Below are 22,337 nucleotides of genomic sequence, written 5' to 3'. Positions count from 1 at the left end.
GCAGTTTCATGGACTGGACCCTCGAAGTAGTCATCGTTCCCGTCAGTGACCTCGACCGCTCCATCGAGTTCTACCGTGACAAGGTCGGTTTCGATCTCGACCACCACACCGTCAACGAACACATGACGGTCGCCCAGCTCACTCCGCGTGGTTCGGGCTGCTCGATCGTCATCGGGAACCTGCCGTCGCAGACCGAGATGACCCCTGGTTCGTTGAAGGGATTGCAGTTGGTCGTGGCCGACGCTGCAGCGGCTCGCCAGGAGCTCATCGACCGCGGCGTCGATGCCAGTGAGGTCACCGTCTTCGACGAGCGTGACGGGGGCACCTTCTTCGGATTCGCCGACCCGGACGGTAATACCTGGGCTGTCCAGCAGCTGAAGGTCCGCGGCGACAAGCCGCTCATTCCGAAGGAGTACCGCGACCGCTTCGGCGCGTAGCAACTGCCTTCCAGGCTGCGTAACCTTCGGGCATGCAGACGGCACAGGGGCGATAGCCGGCCGCAATCGCGGTCGGCTCGTCCGCGAAGAACACCCGACTGGCGACATACCCGCCACGCGCGATTGCCTGCGCGGCCCCTCGACAGTCGAGTCGCCCGTAGATCTTCGTTTTCCGGTGCCCGCCAAGCACACCGGGCGTCGAACTCTCGTAGGGTTTGTTGCGAGCGTCGCGGAGAATGTACGTCTTACTCGGCATCGTGAAGCACCAATCCCAATGTTCGACGCGTACCCGAGTGCACCACGCTGACACCATGTCGCACAGGGGCTCTCGACCACCCACGAGAACTCTGCACCGGTCGATCCCGCGTGGTGAAGATCAACGCGTGACCTTGCTCGAGAACTGTCACCGTCCCTTTCGACTGGGCGCGCGGCCGCTGTTCCACGAGCAAGAACTCGCCGCCGACGTGGTCGATGCGAGGTCTGTCGAGCCCGATCACGACTTGCAAGGGAAACACCAACTCTCCGTACAAGTCCCGATGCAATGCATTCCAGTCACCAGGTCCGTAGGACAGAAGGATCGGGGTAGGGCGATTCTGACCGGCGTCGTGACACTGATCGATCCATTCTTCGAAAGAATCCGGCCACGGTGCACCCTCACCCAGCTTGAACGCCCACTCCCGCGCCACGGGCAGGAGGTGTCGGTAGAAGGCGGATCGCATAGCCGTGATCGGCTCCGGTACGGGATCACCGAAGTACCGGTACTCCCCTTGACCGAAGCGGTATCGAGCCATGTCGACGGTGCTCCGGAACCGGTCGACCTCCGAGTACCAGGAAGCAATTTCGCGACACTCCGACTCGTCGAGTATCGGCGCCGTCTGGGCACACCCACTGGAGTCGATTCCCTCGATCAGCGCAGGCCAATCGAGGGAATCAACTCGAGCAGACAGATCGGTGAAGAGGTCCATACGTCGTAGACGACGCGGCGGTCAGGAATGTGAGAATGCCAGCAGCTGGTCAGCCAGATTGTTGTACGTACGGGCGATCCCGGCATAACTGAGCACGGGTTCCGGATTCCAGGTGCCGATCTTCCCCTCCTTCACCGCGGACAAGTTGGACCACGCAGGATTGGCGCCGAGCGTATCCAGTTGCAAACTGGACGGGCGATCGTCGAGGAAGATCATGTCGGCCGGATAGTGGTCCGCCATCTCCCAAGCCAGTTTCTCGACGTAGACCGACGATCCCGCGGCCGGATCGACGACGGCAAGGCCCAATCCCGCCAGATCTGCAAGGATCGGGAATCCCGAACGACTGACACGAATCGTGTCCGGATCTGCGGACGCGAACAAAACCTGTGAATTATTCAGCGAAGAAGCAACTTCGGAGATCCGTGCACGCGCAGCGTCGTAGTCTTTTCGCTGAGCCTCCATATCCTGGTCCGCCCCGAGTTCCACGGCGAGTTCCACGATCTCTTGCACGGTTCGGTCGATGGTTCCTGCTGCCGTTTCCACGAACAGTACTGTCGACAAGCCTTTCACCGCATCCAAGTTCGCCTCGTCGAGTAGTGCCGAACCACGCAGCTGAGGGACTATGACGACGTCCGGCTCCAGCGAAGCGATCTTCTCGAGTTCCACTTGTCCCCAGAGCTGCCCGACCATGTCGGTCTTCGCGAAATCCAAATTGCCGGAGATGCTGGTGTCCGTTGATCCCGGCGATCGTGTCAGTGCCCCGAAAACTCCGACAGGCACCAGTCCGTAATCCCACAGAGCACCCGCGATACCGGTGTAGGTGACAAATGTCCTTGGTGGTGAATCCAATTCGATCAGATTGTCGCGATCATCGGTGAAGGACCAGCCTGCGTCGCCTTCGCCCCCGGCGTCTGCGTCCGAACGCGAGCAACCGGCCGCTGCCAGCGCAGCAGCCAATCCTGCTGCAGCGCCGAGGAACCTGCGGCGATTCCAGTCCATCTCGATACGCCGGTGCGGTCGTGGAGTGAACAGCGTGGTCATGTGTGTGCCCTTTCGGCGATTGATTGAACTGTTTCAGGAGTTGACGAACGAGAAAAGAGAAGGATCGACACCAAACCCGTGAGCATTCCGACGCCGGCACAGAAGACCAACGGCCACAGCAAGGCGAACTCGTCCGGACCGACGAAGAGCGAGCCGCACAACGCAATTCCGACGGCAAGCCCGAGTTGACGAGACGAGTTGGCTGTTGCCGAAGCCGTCCCGGCGCGCTCTGCCGGGGCGTCCGACATCGCGGCACCCGGCAGCACCGGCGACACCATCGCCGAACCGACACCGGTCAGAATCAGCCCGGCGATCAGTGCGGGCCAGACCGGCTCGGCGAGAACGTACAGCATGGCCACGCAACCGATTCCGCAAAGGATCGTCCCGAATCCGAGCGACAGTCGAAGGTCGACGCGCTGAAGCCGTGATCCACACAAGGCCGATACGAAGACAAAAGCGAGCGGTTGAATCGAGAGCACGAGTGCGGCCGCCGATGCCGACAGTTCCAGCCCGTTCTGCAGCCACAGTGAAAGGACTACGAGCGGGCCGTAGGCCGCGAGGTAGTACCCGAAAGCAGCGACGAGGACGCCGTCGAATTTCAGGGATCGGAACAATGCCGGATCGAGCATCGGACTGCTGCCTCGACGCTGCCAGAACACAAACGCCGTCAGCGCACCGATTGCGATCAGGAAGGCAAGAGCTGTCGACGACGAAGCCCACCCGATGTCGCCGCCCCACGTCACGCCGAGAACCGCGGCAACGGCAGCGAGGGTGAACAAAACGATTCCGGCCCAGTCGATGTTGTCGTCGCCGCGCTCACTGTCGGCGAAACAGAACACAGCCATTGCGAGCGCCACTGCGGCCACGGGGATTCCGGAATAGAAGACCGCACGCCAGTCGAAGAACTGCGTCAGCAGCCCTCCTGCAACATTGCCGATTCCCGCCGCCAATCCAGCGACGGCACCCCACGCGGCAAATGCCACGTGCCGATCGCGGCCCGAATATGCGTCGCCGAGAAGAGGCAGGAGTGTCGCGAACATCGCCGCACCGGCAATTCCTTGCGCGCCGCGAGCAACGACCAGAACCGTGACGTCCGGAGCAATCGCGCACACGGCCGTTGCAACCAGGAACACGACCAGTCCGCAGATGTAGAGGCGTTTGCGTCCCCACGCATCGCCGAGTGCGCCCATGCCCACAAGAAGCGCGGCAAGAGCCAGCGTGTAGGCGTCGACGACCCATGACATCGCGCCCGTACTGCCGTCCAAACCGACTGCGATGGCCGGCACCGCGATCGTTGTGATCGTGGCGTACGTCAGTAACAGGAAAGTTCCGATGCATGCGGCGATGAGCGGCAGCCATCGTCGTGCCGACATGGTCAACCTCCGGGTAGGGCGGTAAGTGCGCCCTAACTATGAAGGTTCAAGTCAACTTGAAGTCAAGCGCCGCTTCGACACGAATGTCGAGCTGCTCGAGCAACCACGGGCACTGCATCGGACGCTCTTGCCGACACGTCAGGTGATGCTCGAGTATCAGTTTCGCTCGGTTGGCTGCGGAGATCTGTGCCTCGAGCGTCGACACTTGATCTGCGAGAACTGTGAAGAACTGCTCGGACGTGGTGTCGGTTTCGATGAAGGACCGCACCTGCTCCAAGGACATTCCCGTCTCGGCGTACATCCGGATCAATGCCAGCCGGCGCAGCTCACGCTGCCCGTACCAGCGTTTACCGCCAGTTCGCGACCGCGCGGACAGCAGTCCTTCGTCCTCGTAATAACGCAAGGTCGACGCCGCAATTCCGAACGATTTTGCAACCTCGCCGATCGGGATCAAGTGCTCACGCATTCACCGATCGTAGGCTGAACGCGTAGGCGGTTCCGGCAGTTATGTGTGACTTGGCATACTGACTAACGGAAGGGGTCGCGTAAGTGATCTCACGGCAAAATGCTGGATGCGCTCGTTGAACGAGGGAGAGCTGTGCTGGATCCAACGCGACCTGTCGGGCCGTACTCGTCAGGAGTGCCCGCCACTGCCCTCGAAGTCCACATGCCGGACCTCGAACGCTTCGGCCTCGCCCAGTTGTGGCGTTCCGCGATCATCGCCGTCGTGTTGTCCACGTCGATCATGCTGGCACTGATCGTGTGGCCTTTCCGCAAGCGTGGACGCACGTGGGCTGACGCCGCCTCCGACGGGATGGTCGACGGCTTCATCGCGCTGGGTCCCACCTTCGTCAAGCTCGGGCAACTGGTCGCGTCGTCGTCAGGCCTGTTCCCCGCCCCCGTCGCCAATGCATGCCTACGTTGCCTCGACGACGTTCCGTCATTTCCTGCCGAGCAGGCCAGAAGCGTCGTGCACGAAGACCTCGGATACTCCGTAGACGACCTGTTCGCGAAATTCGACGACGTACCTCTCGCGGCCGCGTCGGTAGCGCAGGTACACGCGTGCGTTCTGCACGATGGCCGCGAGGCCGTCATCAAGATCCAGCGTCCGGACATCTATGCGCGGATGCTGATCGACCTGCGGGCGGCGTACTGGGGCGCGAACATCCTCGAGAAATTTGTCGAGTTCCTTCGAATTGCCAATGCCACCGCCATCATTCGCGATCTGCACAACGCCACGATGACGGAATTGAACAGCGCGGTCGAGGCCGACCGGCAAACCACTTTCCGGAACAACATCAGTGCGTTCGGCGACAACAAAGGAGTCACGACACCAGAGGTGTACTGGGACTACTGCGGCCCCCGAGTCATCTGCATGGAACGCATGCGAGGCGTTCCGCTCGATCGGTTCGTCGCCGGTCCGGACGGTATCGACGAAGCCCGCATGCTGATCCGACGCGGAGTGAAGGTCTGGCTCGAATCAGTCATCGTTCACGGTCCGTTCCACGGAGACGTACATGCCGGGAATCTGTGGGTCCTCGACGACGGCCGGATAGCGATGCTCGACTTCGGCATCGTCGGCGTCCTTCCCGAGACCTGGAGATCCATCCTTTCCGACATGTTCCGAGCGACCCTCATCGACGGTGATTTCGCCCGTGTCGCCCGCGGAATTCGATCCTTGGGATATGCAACCGACTACGAGGTCGACGACGATCAGCTCGGTATGCAGGTCGCAACGGCCCTGGCCCCGATTCTCGGCCGTGACCTGGGTGAACTCAAGCTCAGTGAATTGATCATGGCACTGATTCAGTTGGGCAAGCAGTGGGGCGTTGCGAGTCCCGAGGAATTGGTTCTTTTCGGTAAACAGCTCGGATACTTCGAACGATATGCGACGGCTTTGGCACCTGGTTGGGTGATCGGACAAGACCTTTATCTGTTCAAGAACGTTTTTCCAGAGGCAGTCGCCGAAAAGGTGCAGGAACTCGGCATCACCATGCCTGACGAATAAATTTGTCCCCTATTTCCTTATTCTGCATTTCGTCTGTCGGGGTTAGCCTGTAATGACCCACTGGCCGAGGAGCAAATGTGCAGCCACTTTCTGTAGCCCTCCCGCAAGCGTCGACAGGTCCGAGGAATAACGGGCCGAGTGTCGGCACCACCCTCGGCGCCCTCATGCATTCCACGGACAAGTCCGTGATCGAGCTTCTGGAAAGCCCGGACGGACTCGATGTCGAAATCCGTTCGATCGCCCTCGTCGAGTCCTCCGATATCGACGGCACCGACAGCCGTGGTGCGATCTCCGACATTTACCTCCCCGTGGGGGTTCCCGAATCGACGTTGACGCAGTGGTTGCGAAAGTTCGAAGGCAGGCCGGCGAGGCGTCGTCCGAAGCTCTTGCTCGTCAAGAATGCGCGCGAGGCGACGACGCTTCTCACCGCCGCACGCAACATCGGAATCGCAGTGGCCGCGGTACATCCGCAGGCTAGTTCCGGACACGTCTATTCACTCGTACAACGACTTCTGACACAGAGCATGTACCGTTCGCGGGCCGTCTCAGGAGCTGTGGCCGGTGGCGATTCGGATCTGTTCGCGCTCTCGGAGACGATCGCCGAATTGACCGGCGGACTCGTGACGATCGACGACACGGCACTCCATGTCATCGCATATTCAGCTGCTCACGAAGGTGAAGACGAACTCCGTCAGCTCTCCATACTGGGCCGGGAGTGGCCGATCGAATACACCGAATGGATAGAGCGCAGAGGCGTGTTCGAGCATCTCAGGCGATCGGACGAGGTCATCAGTCTGCCCTCCGAGCCGAGCATCGGAGCCGCGCACAGGTTGGCTGTGAGCATCACCCGCCCGGACCTGTCAGCGCCGACGGGTTCTGTTGCACACCAACACAATCTCGGCAGCATCTGGGTGCAGCGCGCCTCTGAACCTCTTTCCGACGACGCCCAAGCGGTATTGCGGGGTGCAGCGGCAGTCGCCGCACGCATTCTCATGCGAACCTTGGACGCCTCCAGCCGCGAGAATGCCCAATTGCAAAGGCTGTTCGGCGTTCGCTCCGGCGGAGTCGACATGCACTCGCTGGCCGGCTCCTTCGGCATCAACACCGACGGACCGTCTGCGGTCATCGGATTTGCGACATCACTCGCGCCCGGATCGAATCTCGATCGAATCACCAACGCCTTGCGCCTGCGCGCCAGCGCATTCCGCAGCGACGCGGTCACAACGATCATCGACAACCGGATCTACGTGCTGTTTCCTCAGGCCGAACACGAGGTCGCGATCAGCGACTGGGCTTACGACACCGTGGGAGTAGTCGAGGCCCGTGCGGGCATCAGCGTGCGCGCCGCCGTCGCGGTCCCGATCGCGCGATTGCACGGCGTACCCGAGGCGCGTCGAGAAGTGGACCGCGTGCTCGATACCACCGATGATCACGAAACCTCGAAGGTCACCACACTCGCGGCGTCACGCACCGCGGTGTTGCTGGGCGAGATACTCGACCTCGTTGCTGATCACGAGCGATTGCGGGACCCTCGTATCGACAGACTCGTCTCCTACGACGACAAGAACACCTCTGACATGCAGTTCACGCTCACGGCCTACCTGACAGCTTTCGGGGATGTGAAGAAGGCCGCCTCGTCTCTGAAAGTACATCCGAACACGCTGCGCTACCGCATTCGGCGCGCTGAACAGATCATGGGCATTTCGTTGGACGAGCCGGATACGCGACTGCTCACCGAACTGCAACTCGCCATCTTGGGACGCACCCCGGACGAGTCTGAAAGATACGAAACGTCCGATCAGTGAGATAGGCCTCGAGCCCGTCCTGAACTCTCGAGTAGACAACTGAGGAAGCCGAAGAACAACTCTTACCTCAGGAGATACCTTGCGCACTCGTGGAGCCGTCATTCGCCAAGCACCAGGCACATACGAGGTGGTCGATCTCGAACTCGATTCACCCCGCAGCGGCGAACTCACTGTCAAAATGGTCGCCTCAGGCCTGTGCCACTCGGACGATCACATCGCCAGCGGCGACCACGGAGTCGGCCGCTACCCCATCTGCGGCGGACACGAAGGCGCCGGAATCGTCGTCGAGGTCGGGCCGAACACGGAAGGATGGTCCGAGGGCGATCATGTCGTGTTCTCGTTCCTCGCCGCCTGCGGCCGTTGCCGTTGGTGTGCAAGCGGAATCCAGAACCTCTGCGACAACGGCGCCGCCATCATGACTGGCAGCAGACCCGGCGAAACCTCGAGTTACAGAATGTCTCTCGACGGTCAGCCCGTCGCACAAACCTGCGGCCTGTCCACCTTCAGTGAATACACCACGGTCAGCACTCTCTCGGCTGTGAAAGTCGACAAGCACCTGCCACTCGACGCTTTGTGTCTGCTCGGCTGCGGCGTCGGAACCGGTTGGGGCGCCGCGGTCAACTCCGCTCAGGTGTATCCCGGGCAGACTGTCATCGTCATGGGCGTCGGCGGAATCGGAATCAACGCGGTGCAGGGCGCCTCGCATGCCGGCGCCGCCCACGTGATCGCGGTGGATCCGGTTGCGTTCAAGCGCGACAGTGCATTGAAGTTGGGCGCCACCCACGCCGTGGCCACCATGGAGGAAGCCACCGACATAGCGCGCTCGTTCACCAACGGCCAGGGCGCGGATTCGGCCATCGTCACCGTCGGCGTGACCACCGGAGAACATGTCGCGCAGGCATTCTCGTCGATCCGCAAGGCAGGAACCTGCGTGGTCACCGGCCTCGGGAAGATGACGGACGTCGGAATTCCCGTGAGCCTGATGGAACTCACGCTGTACCAGAAGAGAATTCAGGGATCCCTGTTCGGTGCATCCAATCCCACCGCCGACATTCCCTGGATGATCGATCTCTACACCAGCGGCAAGCTCGAACTCGAAGGACTGATCACCAACCGGTACACCCTCGACCAGATCAACGACGGTTTCGCCGACATGCATGCCGGTCGCAACCTCCGTGGAATCATCGCCTTCTGAGCGAGTTCTCTCCGGACTTTCGATCGAGAGCAAGTCCGGAGAGATCCTCACTACAGCTTCACCAGGCGTTCATGGTGTCGAGGATTTGTCCTCTGGCCATCCACAATTCAGCAGACCAATACGGCCACGAGTGAATTCCGGCGGGCGGAAAGCTGTACGTCGCTGGGATTCCCAAGGATTTCAGGCGAATTTCGAATGCACGCGCGTGCACCCACGAGAGCGCCTCGAGCCCCATACCCGTCGCCGTGTGGAAGTAATCGATCGGCGCAGAGGGATGATCGTACGGTCCCGGGATGCCGTTGGACGACGAAATGTACATCGACAGTCCGCGAAGCGATTCCGCGTTGACGAACGGGTCGTTGCGAAGCCATCCGGATGACCACGGCGGGCCCCACATCGAATCGACGTTGTACCGGCCGGCGTCGAACATGGCTACGCGGATCGCTTCACGCATACCCGGACCCGAGATATTGATGTAGCCGGACAGCGAGCCGGCGAACTTGAACTGATCCCGATGATGCCCCGCCAGGTTCAACGCGGCACTGCCGCCCATCGACAACCCGATGATCGCATTGTTGGTTGGTGAAACGCCATACCCTGCAAGGAAGTCCGGAAGCTCGCGGGTGAGGAACGTTTCCCACCTGTACGTTATCGGCTGAGCGTTGAAATTGGACGGCGCGTACCAATCCGTGTAGAAACTCGACTCACCGCCGACCGGCATCACCAACGTGATGTTGTCATTGCGGTACTGATCGAGTGCGTTCGTTTCGAAACTCCAAGCATTTCTGTCGTTTTGCGCGCGAAGACCGTCGAGCAGGTACAACGCGGCGTTGCCACCGCGCGCGGCCCACTGCACCTGAACCTTGATGTTTCCCATCGAAGACGGGACCCACAACTCGTCGTACCCACCCCATGGCGCCGAGCGCGCCGGAGTAGCACTCGCGGCGGTCGGACCGAACATACCGCCGAGCAGGAATATCGACAACAACGCCGCTACGAGCACCCGCACCCGCCGTGTATTGCGTTCGGGCAACGTGAATCTGATTCTCTGCAAGGTTGTGTCTTTCCCCGAAACTGCGCATCAAGAAACTCGCTTCGGTAAGTGCATCGTCGGTTCCACTGTCGACGTGTTTGTCCCTTTCCGGGGGCTCCGGTGTTACAAAGTCGAGGTCATCGCAACAATCGGACAACTGTCGTGCCGAGCGAATCCAGGTGGCGAAAAGCACAATTCACGAAGCACGCTGAATGCGCTCACTCAGCCGAGTGACGAAGCGATCGCATCACGACCTGCGGCAGCACACGCTTGGTCCTGCATTCCGTCTGGAGCGCCACCGACACCGATACCGGCGATCGACCCGGCTCCAGCCTTCAATGTGACTCCACCTGCAAGGAAGAGAGTGCCGGGAAGGTCGGCGATGGTTGATCCTTCGCCTTTGGTACGCTGCGAGAGGTCACTGGTGTCGGCTCCGAAAGCTGCAGAGGTGTATGCCTTCTCGCGTGAGGCTTCCACCGTGTGCTGGGCTGCGTTGTCGCCGCGCACCATGGCGATGACATTTCCCGCGCGGTCTACGACGGAGACGGTGACGAAGCCGAGACCGTCGGCGCGGCATTTCGCCAGGGCCGCACCAGCAGCCTTCACTGCTGCGTCGGCACTGAGTCGATTCTGAGTGACAATCGCCGAATCACCGGTCGCGGCAGGCTGCTGCGTGGCAGTAATCGACGTCGTGCTCGATGCATTCGCCACCGGTGTGTCGGTGGTCGAGCATGCGGCGCTGGCAAGGATTGCGACAACCGGAACGGCGACAGCGAGCGTACGGGGAAGTCGTGTGTAAATGCGGTGGTTCATGTCGGGCACACTTTCAATCGAATGGTTCGAAACCGTCCACTACAGCGTCGCGTCCGGGGGCGGGTGCGCACATCGGGCGCTCGGGTGACGAACCGTGCCCCCTACGGCTACCCGGATATCATCCGAATGGTTGATACGACGGCCTGGTGCCCTCCGTAACATTCGAGGGATGAGTAACGGAGCCATGAACGCCGACGCCGAACGCGGCCTACGCGGCCCGTTGGCGTATGCGATCCACGCGTCGTTCTTCGTACTGCTGTCTACATCGGGAGTTCGGTACGTCACAGTCCACGGGACCAGCGGTCGGTTCGGGGTTGTACTCGTCCTGGCCGTGGTCCTCGCCCTGCTCTACGCCGTCATGGCCACGGTGTCCTCGCGAGATGTGGTTCGCCAACGGCTGTGGATGTGGCCGGTACTGAGCGCATGGGCAGCGCTGGTCTGGCTTGCCCCGAGTTTCGCGTGGTGTGCGTTTCCCGTTCTCTTCCTCTGCATTCGTCTGTATCCGAGCAAGATCGCCTACTCCCTCGTCGGGATCCTGGGCGTCCTCGCCGGTATCGCGTTCTACCGGGTCACCGGTCGTGCCGAATTGGTGACACTTCTCGGGCCGCTGTGCACCGCGGCACTGGTCGCGGCCGCGTACGGGCAGATGGAACGAGATGCCCGAGAACGCCTTCGGCTTCTGCGTCAGGTAGCAGAAGCGCAATCTGCATTGGCAGATACCGAACGCGCTGCCGGCGTTGCCGCTGAGCGAGAGCGCCTCGCGCGCGAAATCCACGACACCGTTACCCAGGGACTGGCGAGCGCCCTTCTACGGCTCGAGGCAGCCGAACAAACGTGGAATACAACGGGTTCGCCGTCTCGAGCCGATGTCGATGCCGCAGCAGAGAACATCCGAACGAGCTTGATGCAGAGTCGCGACCTCGTCCACGATCTGGCGCCGACCAAGGGCGGTACGGGCGACTTCGACGCCTTGGTCGTGGCCGCCGCCCGCCAGTTCGTCGCGGCCGTTCGGATCCGCACCGTCGGTGAAGCCGTCATCTTGCCCTCGGACGTAGCTCATGCCGTCGTGCGAGTGGTCTCGAGCGCGTCCTCCAACATCGCCCGCCACGCTCGCGCCGAAACGGCGGGCGTGACGATCACGTATCTCGACCACTCCGTCTCCGTAGACATCTTCGACGACGGCGTCGGCTTCGATCCGGGAAAGCTCGCCGACCATTCTCGGTACGGTGGATACGGCCTGCGTGCGATGCGAAGCCGCGTCGCACAGCTCGGCGGATCGTTCACCGTGGAAAGTGCACCGGGAGACGGCACCGTCGTCGCGGCCCAGTTCCCTCTCGAACGGAGGATCCGGTGACCACCACCATTCGCGTGTTCCTCGTCGACGATCATCTGGTCGTGCGAGCCGGGCTGAGAGCGCTGCTGAACACTCAGCCGGACGTCGAAGTAGTAGGCGAAGCATCGTCCGGCGAGGAGGCGGCCACGGCGATACCGTCGGCCTCACCGGATCTGGTGATGATGGATCTAGACATGGGCACCGGCATGCACGGTGCAGAAGCGATCAAACGCCTGCGAAGCGACGGTGTCGATGTTCCCGTACTGGTTTTCACGACGTATGACACCGACGCCGACGTCGTGCGGGCCGTGGACGCCGGTGCCATCGGTTACCTACTCAAGGACTCGACTCCTGACGAGATCTTCGGCGCGGTGCGCGGCGCGGTCGCCGGGCGCAGCGTCCTCTCCCCCGCCGTGGCCTCTCGACTCGTCCAGCAGATGCAGCGCCCGCAGGAAGCGCTCACCGCCCGTGAGTCCGAACTGCTCAGCCTGCTCGCCGAGGGGATGACCAACCGCGAGCTGGGTAAAGCACTCTTCATCAGCGAAGCGACGGTGAAAACACACCTCGGGCACATCTACGCCAAACTCGGTGTCGATACCCGCTCTGCCGCAGTGTCCGTCGCACTCCGTCGCGACGGAATACGCTGACCTCGGTGGCGGCCGAACAGCTCAGCCGCCCATCGCCTTACGCACTCCGTCGATCAGTTCGAGGAATTCGGCCTTGGGAGCAAAGTCGACATACTCCGAGTCGTCGATCGCTCCGGGAACGTGACCGGGTGCCCAGTAGAACACGTCGCCGGCATCGTAGGTTTGCCGACCTGCTTCGGAATCTGTGTAGATCCTTCCTTTCAAGACGTATCCGTAGTGCGGACATTGACAGCGCCCGCCTTCCAATTGTGCGAACGGTTCGGCGAAGTCTGCACCAGCAGGAATTTTAACGAAGTTGACGATCATGTCGCCTTCTTCTCGCATCCGCAATTCGAATTCGCCGTCCTGCAACACGATGGGAAGATCGTGAGCCGAGATGGTGTGCATAGGAGTACCTTTCGACTTCAGAAGGGGAAGGTCTGCGCCGCTGGCCGGCTGGTTCGCCACTGCCAGGTGGTGAATTCGTCCCAACTGCTTTGAGTTCCGAATCTCGCGCCGTTTCCGGAGGCACCCGTGCCACCGAATGGTGCATAGGCATCGTTGTTCAAAGTCTGATCGTTGATGTGCACGATGCCGGTACGCAGTCGGTCCGCGATCCGCTCGCCGCGTTCGACCGATCCTGTTTGAATGGCAGCAACCAGACCGTATTCGCTGTCATTGGCCGACCTGACTGCCTCGTCTTCGTCCTTGACGATCACGACGGGCGCCACGGGCCCGAAGATTTCTTCACGGAACGCGGGCATGTCCGAGGTGACTCCGGCCAGGACGGTCGGCTGATAGAAGAGCCCTTCGTATGTTCCACCGGCGCGGATTTCGGCGCCGGCCGCCTTGGTGCCCTGGACGATTCGATCGACGTTCGCAATCTGCCGCGCGTTGATGAGCGGTCCGAGAGCGACGTCGCCTGTATTGGGATCCCCGACCGGCAGGACCGCTGCGCGCTTGGCCAGCAGGTCCAGGTACTGATCGGCGACCGATTCCAACACGATGTGGCGGCCTGCGGTCATGCAGACCTGCCCCTGATGCAGGAACGAACCCCACGCGCCCGCCGAGCTCGCGGCATCCAGGTCTGCGTCGTCGAGGACGATCAGCGCATTGTTCCCACCCAGTTCGAGCGAGACACGCTTGAGCGTGCGACCGGCAGTTGCCCCGACCTGACGGCCGACGGCGGTCGAACCCGTGAAGGACACCATCGCGATGCTCGGGCTCTCGCACAATGCCTGACCAGGTTCCGCGTCACCGGCGAGCACATGCAGGAGGCCTTCGGGAAGACCTGCGGACGTGAACAATTCCGCGATGACCGCACCCCCGCTGATCGCGGTTTGAACATCCGGCTTGAGAACGACGCCATTTCCGAGCGCCAAGGCGGGGGCGACAGCGCGCATGGCGAGGAGAAGCGGGAAATTCCACGGGCTGATCACGCCGACCACACCCAGGGGCACCCGGCGACCGATGCTCGTGCGCCCCTCTTGGCTGGCGGGCAGAAGGTGCCCGAACGGCTGTGTCGGCAGTGCCGAGGCTTCCCACAGTTCGGAGATGACAAGATCAACTTCGAATGCGGCTTTCCCTGGTACGGAACCACCTTCACGGATCAACCAGCGCTCCACCTCGGCTCGCTCGGCTTCCAAAATCTGCGCTGCCTTACGGATCACCGAAGCGCGAGCCTGCCCGATCGTCGCCGCCCACGCCGGCTGCGCGGCCGACGCGATGTGTGCCGCTCGATCGATATCCGCAGCAGTCGCCGTGCCGATCACACCGAGCACCTCGCCGGTAGCCGGTTCGAGCGACTCGACGGTGTCACCGCCTCCGTCGATCCATTGGCCGTCGAAAATCTTTCCGTGCCATTGCTGATGAGCGAGCAGATTCGTCATGCGTTCCTCGATTCGTAGCTTTCGCTGCGGTCCTCGCTGTTCGTGGACCTGAGCTCTTCGCGAGCCTGAAAAAGCGATCTGAAACACACTCTGCCCCGGTATTCGGGCTCCCAGTTGTCGTGATCGGACACGTTTGTTGTTCGGATGCGACAGATCAGTGACGTTCGCGGGCGTTCGGATCAGGCGAGTTACGTACTTCCGACGGCGCCGCACCGAATTCCGCTTTGAACGCACGCGAAAACGCTGGTGCGTCATGGAAACACCATCGTGCGGCCAGGATGGAGATCGAATGACCCCGCAGTGAGACGTCGGTGAGATCGCGGCGTACGCGGATCAACCGTTCGCGGCGAATCAGCGCACTGAGGGTCAGATCCCCGTCACCGAAGTGACGCTGAACGGTTCGCGGCGACAGGTGCAACGCACCGGCGATCGACGCGACCGAGAGGTCTGGTGAGTCGAGATTCCGAAGCGCATATCGCAAGATCTCCTCTCGCGTCGAACGTCCGGGTGTCGCGGGCGCAGATCCTTGCATCAGAACTGCCGAAGCGAGATTGACTCCAGCATCTCCGAGAAGCCCGGCTGCGCTGCCGTCGACCTGGGATGCAACAGCGCCCGAGATGAAATTTTCCAGCAATGCACCGGACCCACGCCGACCGTCGTGGGTGCGCTCGAGCGCGCAATTCAGTTCTCGCTCGGTCAGACTCACCGCACTGCGCGGTAGGGTCATGACGGTGCACGACCAGTGACCGTCGAAACGCAGCGCGTACGAATGCTCGACGTCGTAGAGAATCATCGCGCCGGGCGGGGCCGTCAACTCGCGGTCCGATTGGCGCAGTATCGCGCTCCCGGTTCGGACCGTGCAGATCTTGAGCAGATCACTACCGTGTCGCTTTGCTGCGCGTGCGCTCCGCCGCAGTATCTGCGGTGAACCGGAGATGTCGAAAGCGCCTACGTCCCCGAGACTTACACCGCTGACCGTACCGACAGGCGCGGCATCGACGGAACTCTCGGGGCACAGGCCACCGAAGGTCTCCGACATCTCGCAGTGCCACTGCTGCACAGATTCCGGCAGGCTCGGAGGCGTGGCAGACACGGCAGACACGGCGGGCTACTTGATCGAAGATCCGTGCTGCGTCAACGGCATGACCTCGATGGTCATGTACGGGAACAGGGGCAGGTTCCAGAGAATCTCATGGAGTTCGTCAGCCGACTCGACATCGAAGATGCTGATGTTGCTGAACTGTCCCACAATTCGCCACAGATGCACCCACTTTCCCTGTCGCTGAAGGTCTTGCGAGTACGCCTTCTCCGTTGCGACGGTATCGGCGCGTACCTCCGGATCCAGGTCGCGCGGAATATCGACGTCCATCCGAACGTGAAAGAGTGCCATGTTCTTCTATCCTCTAGTTCCTGGTCCAGGTCTTGACGGCGTCCATGTTCAGTTCGACTCCCAGGCCAGGTCCGGCGGGGAGGTGCAACTGACCCTCGGAATACTTCAGGGGTTCCTGAAGCAACTCTTCACTGAAGAGCAGTGGGCCGAAAAGCTCTGTTCCGAAGTTGATTCCGGGCTCGGCGCACGCGAAGTGCAACGAAGCGGCCGTGCCGATCGGGCCTTCGATGGACGTCGCACCGTGGCACGCGATACCGGCGGCCTTGGCAATCGCGACGATGTCGCGGCTGTGCTGGAGGCCACCACATTTGGTGGTCTTGAGGGCGATGACATCGGCGGCGCTCCGGCGGGCGATTTCCAGAGCGTCGTGTGGGGTCTGCACACTCTCGTCGGCCATGATCGGAATCGGTAGAAGCCTACTGAGTTCGGCGAGGACCTCGATTTGGTCTGCCGGAGTGGGTTGTTCGATCAGTTCGACTCCACCCTCGGCGAGTTGCGGCAAGTACCGCAGGGCAGTGAAGCGATCCCACCGTGCGTTGACGTCGACACGGACTCCGGCGTGGCCTTCCAGCGCCTGCGCGATGCTGACGATGCGCGCGACGTCGACCGCCGGATCGAGTGCTCCCATTTTCAGTTTGAAGCTGAAATTGAGCCGGGATTCGAGCTTTTCGTGAGCTTCTTCGATGATCTCGTCCGCCGGCGCAGCACCCAGTGCCCACGTGACGTCGACACTCTCGCGGAAAGCCCCGCCGAGGAGCGTGTGCACGGGGACTCCCAGGCTACGCGCCCAGGCGTCGTGCAACGCCACGTCGACGGCGGCCTTCGCGAATCGTGCATTGGCAACAACTTTTTCGATGTCGGCCATGATCGCGGTGATGTGATCCACGCGCCTGCCGACCACCACGGGAGCGATGTACTTCTCGATGATGACCTGCATCGTCTCCACCGATTCGCCACCCCACCACGGCCCGCCCGGAACGACTCCTTCGCCGTATCCGATCACCCCGTCGGAGGTGCGAATCGCGACCAGCAACAACGGCTGCGCCGTCATCGACGTGGTGGCGAACTTGTGGGGGCGAACCAGCGGAACGTCGAGGATGGTCGTCTCGATGGAGACGATCGACAGGTCTGTCATCAAATCACTTTCTTCAGAGCAGTTGTGGATCAGGCCGGATCGAGCACGAAGTCGTATGTGACCCGGTTGGTTCCGTCGGCACCTGGCTTCGGATCGAGAATCAGTTCGGGCTTCGTCGCCGTTGCCACGTCGTTCTCGATCCACTCTCCATCCTTGAAATAGAGCTGGGTGGTGATGGTGCGCTTACCGGGAGCCTTCACCATGAGGTGCAGGTGAGCCGGACGCCACGGGTGCCAGCCGGCCTTCTCGATGAACCAGCCGGTGGGGCCGTCGGTCGGGATCTGGTACGGCGCAGGCTGAATCGTGGTGATCTCGAAGCGTCCCTCGTCGTCGGCGACGATCGTTCCGCGGAGATTGCCGTCGGGGATGTGCGGCGCGAAATGGGAGTAGTAGCCTTCGTCGTCCGCGTGCCAGAGTTCGACGGTTGCACCGCCCAACCCCTTGCCGTCGAGATCGCGAACCTGGCCCTCGAAGACCAGCTTCGATCCAACCTCGTTGTCACGCATCGGAAGTTCACACTTGGCAGGCAACGTCTTGGCATCGGCAACGTAGTACGGGCCCTCGATGCTTCCCTTGGTGCCGTGCTGGCCGCGGTACGCAACCTCCTCGACGTTGTGCTCGAGGAAGACGTCCAGCCACAGGGGCCACTCGCCGAACTGGCCGATGTCGATGAGCCACTGCTTGAGGACGCGGTACTCGGGGTAGGTGATGCCGTGCTTGTCGATGACGCCTGCGAGTGCCTCGAGCACGTCCTTGGCGATGGCCGAGACGCGTTCGGGCGGGGTGTCCGCGCTGACTCGTTCCTGAAGGAACTTGTCGGTGGCGGCAGTACCCGAACCTACTGCGGTGGGGCTCTCGGAAGTGGTCATGTGGTCCTCCTCGGGGCCGTATGTGGCTGTTACCGGGTGGGTGCCGTACTGCTGGGCTGCGTCGGCTCCCCAAGTTTGGGTTGTACGCTGTGCGTACATCTGTTACGCTGTGCGTACGCTTGTACTGTGCGCCCAGTCACAAGGTTTGTCAACCTTCGAAGGCGCCGATCGGGCATACCCGCAGATGAAAGGCCATTCCGTGAGCGAGAACGATCGCGATTACATCCAGAGCATCGAGCGTGGATTTGCTGTGCTGACGGCCTTCGACGAGAAGAACCCCAACCCGTCGCTCGCCGATCTTGCCGCCGAAACGGGTCTCTCCCGCCCAGCGGTCCGGCGCATCCTCCTCACGCTGCAGAAGCTCGGATACGTCACCGGCAACAACAGTCGGTGGTCGCTCACCCCACGCGTTCTGAGCATCGGGCAGCACTTCTCGGCATCACATGCCTTGACGGAGGCGGCGCTCCCTCGTCTGTTGGAGATCGCAGAACACACCCACGAGTCGGCGTCGCTCGGGGTGCTCGACGGTGTCGACGTGGTCTACGCCGCGCGTGTACCCGTCCGGCGGATCATGAGCATCAACGTCAGCGTCGGCACCAGAGTGCCTGCATATGCGACCTCCATGGGTCGAGCCCTGCTAGCTTGGGCGCCAACCGAAATCGTCGACAACGTCATCGCGAACTCCACGTTCGACGCCCTCACGCCCACCACGATCACCGACGAAGGCGCATTCCATACCGCCCTCCGGGTGGTGCGCGAGCAGGGATACGCGCTCACATCGGAGGAACTGGAAGACGGCCTGATTTCCCTCGCTGCTCCCGTCCGCGACGCCGGTGGAAGCGTCGTCGGAGTGACAGCGTGTTCGACCTCGGCCGGACGAACATCCCCGGAAGCTTTCCGCGCCGACGTCGCGCCTTTCCTCGTCGAGAAGGCGAACCAACTCAGCGCGGACATGGGGTACCGAAGCTAGCGCCTCAACACCTCGGAAGGCAGCAATCCGTACTTACGCCGAAAGGACGACGCGAACCGTCCGGTGTGCGTGAAACCCCATCTCACAGCGACATCGGTGACCGTCGTCGAGTCGTCGGCATCCACCAGATCTGCATGGACCCGCGCGAGACGGATGTCGAGCAGGCATTCCGACGGACTCCGGCCCACGTACTGCCGAAATCCCTCCTGCAATCTCCGTACGCTGACGCCCGCCACCTCCGCCATCTCGGCTGCGGTCCACACGCGGGCCGGGTCGTCGTGCATCTCGTCGAGCACCCGCTTGACGATGCGCGGCCTGGCGTGTCGCACCGCGTCCTCGCTTTCGGGCATTGCGGCAAGGACGAATGCCGTGACCACGGCGCCGGAGAGCTGACCTGCCACCAGTTCGTTGTGCAGCACGCCGACCGGGCCGAGTATCTGATCCGACAGTGAGCGAACAAATTTCAGCCATCTGGCTCCGTCGTCGCCCCGAAGATCCACCTGATCAGGCAAGTGCATTCCGGGTCGACCGAGAACCTTTTCCATCTCACGGTCGAGGTACTGACGGTCCATCCGGACTCCGACGATCTCGCAGTCCGCACTCCACCGCGTAATTCTCGTCGTGATGTCGGGTGGACATACCGTCGCAACACCCTGCGTCGAGAGCACGTGCGAGCCCGCGAACACCGACTCGAGCTCGCCCGAGAGCGGGATGTTCACCCCATAGGCACCGGGATGATCGGATTCGACGGCGACGTCAGCTCCCCACCGAATATGAGCGATCCTCAGCGGTCCCAACTCGGTGGTGCACACCCCGACTCCACTGGCCGCATGCCGAGACAACGGCGTCAGCGTGTGCGGAAAATAGGCGTCCGAAACCGCATGACACGCCTCGTCCCAGTCGCGGGGAGCAGTACCGATCATGGAGTCGACCATCGTCCTTCTTCACCTTCCAAACCCGTGACCAGCCACATTGCCGAGCAAGGGCGCTGAACATCATTGAACACTGTGTCCCCGGTCACTTCCAAGAGAAAACGGGTACGGGCCGCGATCGGGTGCGCAATCCGGATAGCCACCGCGCTGTACGGATCGACCGAAGCCTGCGCCCGCCGTACGTTCGTCTTCACTCCCGGCGCGAGTCGCCCACTACTTCCCTCCCGCACTTCGCGGCACTCTCACTCAACCGCCATCCGACAAGGAGGTCCGGTCATGGAACAAAATCAGCTTCGAGGAATCTTCGGTCAATTCGCGAGCGGCGTCACCGTCATCACCTGTACCAATGCCGACGGTCAACCACACGGAGCCACGGTCACCGCATTCACGGCCATTTCCCTGGAACCACGGCTGTGCCAGATCACGATGACTCGCAATTCCAAGGCGTGCGGCTACCTCGGCAACGCGCCGTTTGCGGTCAACATCCTTGCCTCCGACCAAGTGGACACGGCCATGCATTTTGCCGGCCGACCGCAGCGCACCGAACCGAGGTGGATCGACGGACCGACCGCTCCCCTGCTCGACGGCGCCGCAGCAACCATCTCGTGCGTCCCGTGGAGGGAGTACGACGGCGGTGACCACATCATCTTCATCGGCGAGATCGTCGACGCTCAGTCGAGTGGCAAGGATCCGCTTCTGTTCTACCGAAGCACTTTTCACGATCTAGGCGCTACCTCGTCGACCACAGTCTGGAACGGAAGTCAGGACGACCCCCACAGCGGCTGGTTCGACGCCACCACTTCGTTCACCCCGATTCATCTTCAGCCCGCACCCCAAACGATCTGAAAGGCTTTGCCATGACGACCACCGAAATTCCTCCCACCGGCGTCGATCCCGCAGATTCCGGAGCGCCACAGGTCAATCCGGCCGCCGACTGCGAAGCCAACCGTACGAAGAACTTCGCCACCCGACCGATGACCGGTGACGAGTACATCTCGAGCCTGCAGGACGGCCGCGAGATCTGGCTTCACGGTGATCGCGTCAAGGACGTCACGACGCACCCCGCGTTCCGGAATCCGATCCGCATGACCGCGAGGCTGTACGACGCTCTGCATACGGGCGAGCACGTGGACGCCTTGACCGTTCCGACGGACACGGGCAACGGCGGTGTCACCATGCCGTTCTTCCGCACTCCGACGTCGTCGGCCGATCTGCTCAAGGAACGCGATGCCATAGCGACGTGGGCTCGTATGACCTACGGCTGGATGGGCCGTTCCCCCGACTACAAGGCGAGTTTCCTGGGCACCCTCCACGCCAACAAGGAGTTGTACGCACCGTTCCAGGACAACGCCGAACGCTGGTACCGCGAATCGCAGGAGAAAGTTCTGTACTGGAACCACGCGATCATCAATCCCCCGGTGGATCGCCAACTTCCACCGGACGAGGTCGGTGACGTCTTCATGAAGGTGGAGAAGGAAACCGACGCAGGTTTGATCGTCAGCGGCGCCAAAGTGGTCGCCACCGGATCGGCGATCACGAACTACAACTTCATCGCTCACTACGGTCTGCCGATCAAGAAGAAGCAGTTCGCCCTGATCTGCACGGTACCGATGGACGCGCCGGGTGTGAAGCTGATCTGCCGCACCTCGTACACCGAACATGCTGCGGTGATGGGCAGTCCGTTCGATTATCCGCTGTCGAGTCGCATGGACGAGAACGACACCATCTTCGTCTTCGACAAGGTGTTGGTTCCGTGGGAAAACGTCTTCATGTACGGCGACGTCGACCGGATCAACGCATTCTTCCCTCAATCAGGCTTCCTGCCGCGCTTCACCTTTCAGGGCTGCACTCGCCTGGCCGTCAAGCTCGACTTCATCGCCGGACTGTTGATGAAGGCACTCGAAGCCACCGGCGCCGGCGGCTTCCGCGGAGTCCAGACCCGTGTCGGTGAGGTGATCGGGTGGCGAAACCTCTTCTGGTCGTTGACCGAATCGATGGCACGCGATCCCGAACAGTGGGTCGGCGATTCGGTGATCCCGAAGCTCGAGTACGGCCTCACCTATCGAATGTTCATGATCCAGGGGTACCCGCGGATCAAGGAGATCATCGAACAGGACGTCGCGTCGGGCTTGATCTACCTGCCTTCGAGTTCACTCGACTTCAAGAGCCCGGACGTGCGTCCGTACCTCGACAAGTACGTTCGCGGTTCCGACGGCATCACCGCCGTCGACCGCGTGAAAGTCATGAAGGCGCTGTGGGATTCGATCGGGACCGAGTTCGGCGGCCGACACGAACTCTACGAGCGCAACTACTCCGGCAATCACGAGAACGTCAAAGCCGAACTGCTGTTCGCAGCCCAGAATCGTGGACACGCAAGTTCCATGAAGGGACTGGCCGAGCAGTGCTTGAGTGAATACGACCTCGACGGCTGGACGGTCCCTGACCTCATCGGCAACGACGACGTCTCGTTCTTCAAGAACCGGTAATCCCCTCGGCAGGTAGGGCGGACTCGCGATGTCGAGT

General features: G+C 61.8%; 23 protein-coding genes. 9 read left to right on the top strand and 14 right to left on the bottom strand.

The genetic code is table 11. The features are described from left to right. Nucleotides 1-8: 8 nt before the first annotated feature. The gene (locus tag ATN37_RS24625) at nt 9-437 is read left to right on the top strand and encodes a VOC family protein (RefSeq protein ID WP_118607011.1); all 429 of its coding nucleotides are present in this window, start codon (nt 9-11) and stop codon (nt 435-437) included. On the opposite strand, the gene ATN37_RS24620 is transcribed toward ATN37_RS24625, so the two are convergent. From ATN37_RS24620 to ATN37_RS24600, 5 genes are read right to left on the bottom strand one after another with little or no spacing between them, the layout of a single operon-like run. After that, nucleotides 400-693: an Ada metal-binding domain-containing protein gene (locus tag ATN37_RS24620; RefSeq protein WP_007729748.1), complete on the bottom strand. Its 294-nt coding sequence runs from the start codon at nt 691-693 to the stop codon at nt 400-402. The two genes, ATN37_RS24625 and ATN37_RS24620, sit on opposite strands and share 38 nt — an antisense overlap. Then, entirely contained in the window at nt 683-1,402 is a 720-nt protein-coding gene (locus ATN37_RS24615; RefSeq protein WP_165639010.1) for a 2OG-Fe(II) oxygenase, read from the bottom strand. Before ATN37_RS24615 ends, ATN37_RS24620 begins: the two co-directional genes overlap by 11 nt. 21 nt (nt 1,403-1,423) lie before the next feature. Then, complete coding sequence (locus ATN37_RS24610; RefSeq protein ID WP_218695721.1) at nt 1,424-2,443, bottom strand: ABC transporter substrate-binding protein; 1,020 nt, start codon at nt 2,441-2,443, stop codon at nt 1,424-1,426. After that, nucleotides 2,440-3,816, bottom strand: a complete 1,377-nt coding sequence (locus tag ATN37_RS24605; RefSeq protein WP_218695720.1) for an MFS transporter — start codon at nt 3,814-3,816, stop codon at nt 2,440-2,442. The genes ATN37_RS24610 and ATN37_RS24605 overlap by 4 nt, the downstream gene beginning before the upstream one ends. 46 nt (nt 3,817-3,862) lie before the next feature. Beyond that, on the bottom strand, nt 3,863-4,282 hold the full coding sequence (locus ATN37_RS24600; protein WP_081558520.1) for a MerR family transcriptional regulator: 420 nt from the start codon (nt 4,280-4,282) through the stop codon (nt 3,863-3,865). Between the two features lie 132 nt (nt 4,283-4,414). Here ATN37_RS24600 and ATN37_RS24595 point away from each other — a divergent pair, with 132 nt between their 5' ends. From ATN37_RS24595 to ATN37_RS24585, 3 genes are all read left to right on the top strand, one after another. Continuing rightward, complete coding sequence (locus ATN37_RS24595) at nt 4,415-5,824, top strand: AarF/ABC1/UbiB kinase family protein (protein ID WP_019745620.1); 1,410 nt, start codon at nt 4,415-4,417, stop codon at nt 5,822-5,824. A gap of 164 nt (nt 5,825-5,988) precedes the next feature. Further along, nucleotides 5,989-7,629 carry a CdaR family transcriptional regulator gene (locus tag ATN37_RS24590; RefSeq protein WP_030536470.1) on the top strand — a complete coding sequence of 547 codons (1,641 nt, stop codon included), beginning with the start codon at nt 5,989-5,991 and terminating at the stop codon, nt 7,627-7,629. 79 nt (nt 7,630-7,708) lie between these two features. Then, nucleotides 7,709-8,824 carry an NDMA-dependent alcohol dehydrogenase gene (locus tag ATN37_RS24585; RefSeq protein ID WP_054188464.1) on the top strand — a complete coding sequence of 372 codons (1,116 nt, stop codon included), beginning with the start codon at nt 7,709-7,711 and terminating at the stop codon, nt 8,822-8,824. A 58-nt stretch (nt 8,825-8,882) separates the two neighbouring features. On the opposite strand, the gene ATN37_RS24580 is transcribed toward ATN37_RS24585, so the two are convergent. Then, nucleotides 8,883-9,833 carry an alpha/beta hydrolase family protein gene (locus tag ATN37_RS24580; RefSeq protein ID WP_003940156.1) on the bottom strand — a complete coding sequence of 317 codons (951 nt, stop codon included), beginning with the start codon at nt 9,831-9,833 and terminating at the stop codon, nt 8,883-8,885. 246 nt (nt 9,834-10,079) lie between these two features. Then, nucleotides 10,080-10,670, bottom strand: a complete 591-nt coding sequence (locus tag ATN37_RS24575; protein ID WP_003940245.1) for a heme-binding protein — start codon at nt 10,668-10,670, stop codon at nt 10,080-10,082. 184 nt (nt 10,671-10,854) lie between these two features. Here ATN37_RS24575 and ATN37_RS24570 point away from each other — a divergent pair, with 184 nt between their 5' ends. Both ATN37_RS24570 and ATN37_RS24565 read left to right on the top strand, forming a co-directional pair. Then, nucleotides 10,855-12,024 carry a sensor histidine kinase gene (locus tag ATN37_RS24570; RefSeq protein ID WP_081558521.1) on the top strand — a complete coding sequence of 390 codons (1,170 nt, stop codon included), beginning with the start codon at nt 10,855-10,857 and terminating at the stop codon, nt 12,022-12,024. Then, entirely contained in the window at nt 12,021-12,650 is a 630-nt protein-coding gene (locus ATN37_RS24565) for a response regulator transcription factor (RefSeq protein ID WP_058038293.1), read from the top strand. The genes ATN37_RS24570 and ATN37_RS24565 overlap by 4 nt, the downstream gene beginning before the upstream one ends. A 21-nt stretch (nt 12,651-12,671) precedes the next feature. Here ATN37_RS24565 and ATN37_RS24560 read toward each other — a convergent pair whose 3' ends face one another. The 6 genes from ATN37_RS24560 to catA form a co-directional block, all read right to left on the bottom strand. Then, the gene (locus ATN37_RS24560) at nt 12,672-13,037 is read right to left on the bottom strand and encodes a hypothetical protein (protein WP_003939951.1); all 366 of its coding nucleotides are present in this window, start codon (nt 13,035-13,037) and stop codon (nt 12,672-12,674) included. Between the two features lie 17 nt (nt 13,038-13,054). Next, nucleotides 13,055-14,518, bottom strand: coding sequence for a benzaldehyde dehydrogenase (locus tag ATN37_RS24555; RefSeq protein ID WP_065351504.1), 1,464 nt, complete (start codon nt 14,516-14,518; stop codon nt 13,055-13,057). 154 nt (nt 14,519-14,672) lie between these two features. Continuing rightward, nucleotides 14,673-15,620 (bottom strand): helix-turn-helix domain-containing protein, encoded by a 948-nt coding sequence (locus ATN37_RS24550; protein WP_003940292.1) that lies wholly within the window; start codon nt 15,618-15,620, stop codon nt 14,673-14,675. 6 nt (nt 15,621-15,626) lie between these two features. Then, entirely contained in the window at nt 15,627-15,908 is a 282-nt protein-coding gene (gene catC, locus ATN37_RS24545; protein ID WP_003940264.1) for a muconolactone Delta-isomerase, read from the bottom strand. Nucleotides 15,909-15,921: 13 nt separating this feature from the next. Further along, entirely contained in the window at nt 15,922-17,043 is a 1,122-nt protein-coding gene (locus ATN37_RS24540; RefSeq protein ID WP_081558522.1) for a muconate/chloromuconate family cycloisomerase, read from the bottom strand. A gap of 29 nt (nt 17,044-17,072) precedes the next feature. Further along, complete coding sequence (catA, locus tag ATN37_RS24535; RefSeq protein WP_003940427.1) at nt 17,073-17,912, bottom strand: catechol 1,2-dioxygenase; 840 nt, start codon at nt 17,910-17,912, stop codon at nt 17,073-17,075. 199 nt (nt 17,913-18,111) lie between these two features. Between catA and ATN37_RS24530 the strand changes: the two genes are divergently transcribed. Beyond that, complete coding sequence (locus tag ATN37_RS24530) at nt 18,112-18,882, top strand: IclR family transcriptional regulator (RefSeq protein ID WP_003939932.1); 771 nt, start codon at nt 18,112-18,114, stop codon at nt 18,880-18,882. Here the strand turns inward: ATN37_RS24530 and ATN37_RS24525 are convergent. After that, nucleotides 18,879-19,817: an AraC family transcriptional regulator gene (locus tag ATN37_RS24525; RefSeq protein ID WP_042447172.1), complete on the bottom strand. Its 939-nt coding sequence runs from the start codon at nt 19,815-19,817 to the stop codon at nt 18,879-18,881. The two genes, ATN37_RS24530 and ATN37_RS24525, sit on opposite strands and share 4 nt — an antisense overlap. 273 nt (nt 19,818-20,090) lie before the next feature. Here ATN37_RS24525 and ATN37_RS24520 point away from each other — a divergent pair, with 273 nt between their 5' ends. Continuing rightward, nucleotides 20,091-20,660 (top strand): flavin reductase family protein, encoded by a 570-nt coding sequence (locus ATN37_RS24520; protein WP_218695719.1) that lies wholly within the window; start codon nt 20,091-20,093, stop codon nt 20,658-20,660. Between the two features lie 11 nt (nt 20,661-20,671). After that, a complete protein-coding gene (locus ATN37_RS24515) occupies nt 20,672-22,300 on the top strand; it encodes a 4-hydroxyphenylacetate 3-hydroxylase family protein (protein ID WP_003939685.1) in 1,629 nt (542 codons plus the stop codon). Nucleotides 22,301-22,337 lie beyond the last annotated feature (37 nt).

This window comes from Rhodococcus sp. MH15, from assembly GCF_019266045.1.
Lineage (GTDB): Bacteria > Actinomycetota > Actinomycetes > Mycobacteriales > Mycobacteriaceae > Rhodococcus_F > Rhodococcus_F qingshengii.
The sequence above is the reverse complement of the archived record's forward strand: the minus strand, read 5'-3'. Positions and strand labels throughout refer to the sequence as shown.

What these genes read in the sequence shown, in the direction of transcription:
- ATN37_RS24625 (WP_118607011.1), top strand. Translation starts at nt 9, where the DNA reads ATGGACTGGACCCTCGAAGTAGTCATCGTTCCCGTCAGTGACCTCGAC.
- ATN37_RS24620 (WP_007729748.1), bottom strand. Translation starts at nt 693, where the DNA reads ATGCCGAGTAAGACGTACATTCTCCGCGACGCTCGCAACAAACCCTAC.
- ATN37_RS24615 (WP_165639010.1), bottom strand. Translation starts at nt 1,402, where the DNA reads ATGGACCTCTTCACCGATCTGTCTGCTCGAGTTGATTCCCTCGATTGG.
- ATN37_RS24610 (WP_218695721.1), bottom strand. Translation starts at nt 2,443, where the DNA reads ATGACCACGCTGTTCACTCCACGACCGCACCGGCGTATCGAGATGGAC.
- ATN37_RS24605 (WP_218695720.1), bottom strand. Translation starts at nt 3,816, where the DNA reads ATGTCGGCACGACGATGGCTGCCGCTCATCGCCGCATGCATCGGAACT.
- ATN37_RS24600 (WP_081558520.1), bottom strand. Translation starts at nt 4,282, where the DNA reads ATGCGTGAGCACTTGATCCCGATCGGCGAGGTTGCAAAATCGTTCGGA.
- ATN37_RS24590 (WP_030536470.1), top strand. Translation starts at nt 5,989, where the DNA reads ATGCATTCCACGGACAAGTCCGTGATCGAGCTTCTGGAAAGCCCGGAC.
- ATN37_RS24575 (WP_003940245.1), bottom strand. Translation starts at nt 10,670, where the DNA reads ATGAACCACCGCATTTACACACGACTTCCCCGTACGCTCGCTGTCGCC.
- ATN37_RS24570 (WP_081558521.1), top strand. Translation starts at nt 10,855, where the DNA reads ATGAACGCCGACGCCGAACGCGGCCTACGCGGCCCGTTGGCGTATGCG.
- ATN37_RS24560 (WP_003939951.1), bottom strand. Translation starts at nt 13,037, where the DNA reads ATGCACACCATCTCGGCTCACGATCTTCCCATCGTGTTGCAGGACGGC.
- ATN37_RS24555 (WP_065351504.1), bottom strand. Translation starts at nt 14,518, where the DNA reads ATGACGAATCTGCTCGCTCATCAGCAATGGCACGGAAAGATTTTCGAC.
- catC (WP_003940264.1), bottom strand. Translation starts at nt 15,908, where the DNA reads ATGGCACTCTTTCACGTTCGGATGGACGTCGATATTCCGCGCGACCTG.
- ATN37_RS24540 (WP_081558522.1), bottom strand. Translation starts at nt 17,043, where the DNA reads ATGACAGACCTGTCGATCGTCTCCATCGAGACGACCATCCTCGACGTT.
- catA (WP_003940427.1), bottom strand. Translation starts at nt 17,912, where the DNA reads ATGACCACTTCCGAGAGCCCCACCGCAGTAGGTTCGGGTACTGCCGCC.
- ATN37_RS24525 (WP_042447172.1), bottom strand. Translation starts at nt 19,817, where the DNA reads ATGGTCGACTCCATGATCGGTACTGCTCCCCGCGACTGGGACGAGGCG.
- ATN37_RS24520 (WP_218695719.1), top strand. Translation starts at nt 20,091, where the DNA reads ATGGAACAAAATCAGCTTCGAGGAATCTTCGGTCAATTCGCGAGCGGC.
- ATN37_RS24515 (WP_003939685.1), top strand. Translation starts at nt 20,672, where the DNA reads ATGACGACCACCGAAATTCCTCCCACCGGCGTCGATCCCGCAGATTCC.